This is a genomic window from Cryobacterium algoritolerans (assembly GCF_004402785.1).
In the GTDB taxonomy this organism is placed as follows: Bacteria; Actinomycetota; Actinomycetes; order Actinomycetales; family Microbacteriaceae; genus Cryobacterium; species Cryobacterium algoritolerans.
In genome coordinates, this window is record NZ_SOFP01000025.1 from 1 (window position 1) to 4,036 (window position 4,036).

The 4,036-nt window shown below is 68.7% G+C and carries 3 protein-coding genes and 2 pseudogenes; 1 reads left to right on the top strand and 4 read right to left on the bottom strand.

The window, feature by feature from the left end:
- Positions 1-114 precede the first annotated feature (114 nt).
- A pseudogene (locus E3O19_RS18245) lies at positions 115-594 on the bottom strand (histidine phosphatase family protein).
- 28 nt (positions 595-622) lie between these two features.
- A pseudogene (locus tag E3O19_RS18775) lies at positions 623-883 on the bottom strand (histidine phosphatase family protein); the annotation flags it as partial.
- A 184-nt stretch (positions 884-1,067) separates the two neighbouring features.
- On the opposite strand from E3O19_RS18775, the gene E3O19_RS05275 reads away from it, so the two are divergent.
- Positions 1,068-1,841 (top strand): endonuclease/exonuclease/phosphatase family protein, encoded by a 774-nt coding sequence (locus E3O19_RS05275; protein WP_134565889.1) that lies wholly within the window; start codon positions 1,068-1,070, stop codon positions 1,839-1,841.
- A 150-nt stretch (positions 1,842-1,991) separates the two neighbouring features.
- Here the strand turns inward: E3O19_RS05275 and E3O19_RS05280 are convergent, their stop codons facing one another.
- Positions 1,992-2,969 (bottom strand): NAD(P)H-quinone oxidoreductase, encoded by a 978-nt coding sequence (locus E3O19_RS05280; protein ID WP_134565891.1) that lies wholly within the window; start codon positions 2,967-2,969, stop codon positions 1,992-1,994.
- Positions 2,970-3,255: 286 nt separating this feature from the next.
- Positions 3,256-4,036, bottom strand: a 781-nt coding sequence (locus tag E3O19_RS05285) for a collagen-like triple helix repeat-containing protein (protein WP_206750935.1), incomplete at its 5' end; no start/stop codon positions are given.

Sequence of the window (4,036 nt, forward strand, 5' to 3'; positions counted from 1 at the left end):
CACGCGCCGCCGGGCGTGACCGGGGCCGCACGCGCCGCCGGGCGTGACCGGGGCCGCACGCGCCGCCGGGCGTCCGTTTCCCGTCGCGGGTCGTGACCCGGCCCGCGTGCCAGGTCAGACCACGGGGTCCATCGAGTTGAGGTGACAGGCATCGTTCCACACCTGCAGTACGCGGTTCTCGTGCTCCCAGCCGAGCGTGGACACCGTGGCGATGCCGAGGCTCAGGTGCCGGCCAGCGGCCGCCGGCAGGCCCATCCAACGGGCCGTCATGATCCGTAGAAAATGCCCGTGGGCGAATACGACGACCGGACCGGGGGCGGCGAGACAGCGTTCGATGGCCAAGTCGGCACGCGCGCCGACCTCATCGACGGTCTCGCCGCCGACAATGGGGGAGGTTCACACCGGCCAGCCGTGGTCCTCCGCACGGATGTCCGCGGTCGTGCGGCCCTCGAACACGCCGTAGTCACACTCGAGAATGTCCTCGTCGCGCATTCCCTGACCGGCATACCCGGCGCGTTGCATGGTCTCCCCGGTGCGCACCAGCGGGCTCGACAGCACAAGGGAGAAGTCCCGGCCGTCTAACATCTCGCCCAGGGCATCCGCCTGCTAGCCGGCCGAGGTCGGTCAGTGGAATGTCGGTGCGGCCGGTATATCGACCGGAGATGCTCCACGGGGTCTGACCGTGCCGCACCAGCACGATGTTGTTCTGGGCCATCTGGTTCCACCTTCGCGTTCTCCGGAGTTGCTCGCCCGTGCGGTCGAGTCTATTCAGCGCCACGCCGGCTGCTGCGGTGCTGGTCGCCATCCCGAACCAGCCCTTTCGTCTGCACCAACGCGCATAACTCCGGCAGTGCGTGGATGCCGTCGCGCCCTCCCTCGCCATTCCGCGGGACCTTGGGGCCGGGCCTCGAATCTGCAGGAGTTATGCCCAAAACGGGTTTCCGAGTGGAGCGGGTTGCCCAGCACCACCGGCTGGCGAGTGCCCGCCGGCCGATACTCGATTGGAAGTTCTCCGGCGAGGAAACGTAGGCTGGAAGCCCATCCATCGAGTCGGAAACAGGTCTGCCGTGAGGGTTATCAGCTACAACCTGCGCAAGAATCGTGCCAGTGGCGAACTCAGCGCGCTGGACGAACAGTACGAGCCAGACGTCCTGTGCCTGCAGGAGTGCGACACGCTCGAGCTGCCCGGAGAGATCGGACTTTTGCACCTGGCCGACTCCACCCTCACCAATCGGCTCGGGCTCGCGGTCTACTATCGCAAGGACCGGTTCGAGGCGGTTAAGACTCAGTCGTTCGCGTTGAAGAAGTCCTTACACGACCTGCTGTTGGCTCCGGCGCACGAGCGTCTGATCGGCACCCGGCTGATCGACCGGGTCGCCGACCGCGAGCTCGTCGTGGCCTCGTTCCACGCCGCGCCGCTCACCGCGCGGAACTCCCTGCGCCGCAACCAGATCAGGTCCGCGCACGAGGAACTCAATCTGCTCGGGCCCGGGCTGCCCACCCTGATGGTCGGCGATTACAACTACCCGGTCTTCAAACGCAACCTCGGCGACAAGATCAACGAGTCCGGTTATGACCTCACCCTGAGCGACTCCCGCACCTACACGCGGTACAAGTTCTTCCGGGGACATTTCGACCTCGCCACCTCAACCGGCCTGACCATCGACAACGTCGAGACGCTGCCGCAGGGCACGTCAGACCACATGCCGATCCTTGTCACCTCGACCTACACCGACGAGTCGGCCCACGAGACGGTCCGCCAGAGCGCCAGGCAGGCCCTTAGAGAGGCCGATGCGTCGGGGAAGACCACGGCGGGTGTGCCGGAGGAGTTCGACATTTAGCTCTCCGGCTGGTAGTCGAGCCTGCCCGGACCCGCGTCCTGACCGGCTCAGTCAGTGCGGGCGTCGAGCGTGTTCAGACCCCCCGCTTCCCGGTTTTGACAGGCTCAGTCAGCGCGCCCCTGCTGGTTTCTATACGCTCAACCACTGAGCTCACGGCACGAGGACGATCTTCCCCACGTGAGCGGATGCCTCCATCCGGCGGTGCGCGTCCGCGGCCTCGGCGAACGAGAACCGACTGTCGATCACCGGGCAGAAGGCTCCGGACTCGAGCCAGGGCCAGACATCCGTTCGCAGGGCGTGGATGATCGCGGCCTTCTCGAAGTGCGGGCGGGCGCGGAGGGTGGTGCCCCAGTAGCGGCCGCGCTTCATCATGAGGTGCATCGGGTTGAAGACGGCGTCCTCGCCGCTCTGGTTGGCGATCACCATGATTCGCCCGCCGACCGCGAGTGCGGCCACGTTGCGGGCCGCGTAGGAGCCGCCGATGATGTCGAGGATGACGTCGGCCCCGTGCCCGTCGGTGGTGGCGGCGATCTCGGCCGGAAAGTCCTGCGTGCGGTAGTTGATCAGGATCTCCGCGCCCAGGCCGCGGCACACTACGAGCTTCGCGTCGGACCCGGCCGTCACGGCCACCCGGGCTCCGGCCAGGCGTCCCAGCTGGATCGCGGTCGTGCCGATTCCGCTCGCGCCGCCGTGCACGAGCAGGGTCTCACCGGCGGCCAGGCCAGCGTCAAGGAACACGTTGGACCACACCGTCGCCAGCGCCTCCGGCAGCCCGGCCGCGTCGACGAGGTCGATCGAGGCCGGCACCGGTAGCGCCAGTTCTTCGTGCACGACGACCTCGGTGGCGTAGCCGCCGCCCGGGAGCAGCGCGCACACCCGGTCGCCGACCGCGAACAGCGTCGCCTCGGCGCCGAGCTCCGTCACGACACCAGAGACCTCGAGCCCAGGCCACTGCGGCGCGCCCGCCGGGGCGGGGTAGAAGCCCTGTCGTTGCGCAACATCCGCCCGGTTGACGCCAGCCGCCGCCACCCGCAGACGGATGTCCCGCGGCCCGACGGGCAGGTCGGCGACGGTCGAGAGGGCAAGGGCTTCGGGTCCGCCAGGAGCGGTGACAAGAATTGCGCGCATGTTTTCATCCTACGAGCGTCCCCTGTGCGCCCGGGTGCCCCGGTCGGCGTCATGAGCAGCAACGATGGCGGCCACCGGCCGCACCCGGGCGAGGGATGCCCGACTGAGTTGCGGACATAGCGCCCAGGTTGCGAAAACGAAGGTGCTTTTTCCGGAAGTCAATCGGCACGCAGCCGGTAGCTGGTCGTGCGGGCGCTACCGGGACCGCTACCGAAGCAGCACGTTCGGCGTCGCCTGGTGCCGAGCCAGGCTTGTACGGAGCCGGGATCGAGGCTGTCACCCCCGACTAGAGTCCGAACTCGCGGTCCAGTCGCTCGGATCGCGCCCGGAAGGAGAGGTATCCGGCATCCCGCGGACCGAGCAGCCGCCCCAGTACGTGCACGGCCCTCTCATCGGTCGACCCCATGTCGGTCGCGCACCAGCGCTTGATCAACTCGGCGCTGCCGCTCGCCCGGACCGCGGTCCCGACGGCGTCGCTGAGTTCGACCCGCAGCGACTCGATCGCGAACGCGGCCGAGCGGCTGAGCAGCGGGGCGGAGTAGGCGTCCAGCGCCTCCGCGAGCTGTCCGTTGCGCATCGAGCGCACCACCCGGCTGGCGTCCGAGGTGCCGTGCGCGGCATCCGTCAGGCGATAGGGATTGGACTCCACCAGGCCGGACGCGGCCGCCCGAATGCGGTGCATTTCGATGCGGATCGTTGACGCGGCACCGGTTTCACCGTACACCTCGTACGCGAGTTCCATAGCGCTCCAGCCGCGTCTGCGCGAATCAAGCAGGGCGAGGATCTCCGCCCGGCGGAGCGACAGCGGCACCCGACGGCCGTCCGGGAACACCACAGCCGGTGTGTCGCCCAGAAGCTCGAGGGCAAAGCCGGTCTGAGGTTGGCCGAGCTGAGTTTGGTCGGTCTGGGGTTTGCCGGCCGCGATGCTCGCCGCGCTCGTGGGTCGAAAACCTAGACCGGCTCGAGTCGGACCGGTCGAGCCGGACGCGCCGGACGTGCCCGCCGGACCGGTCGCGCCCGCCGGACCGGTCGCGCCCGCCGGACCGGTCGCGCCGGACGTGCCCGCC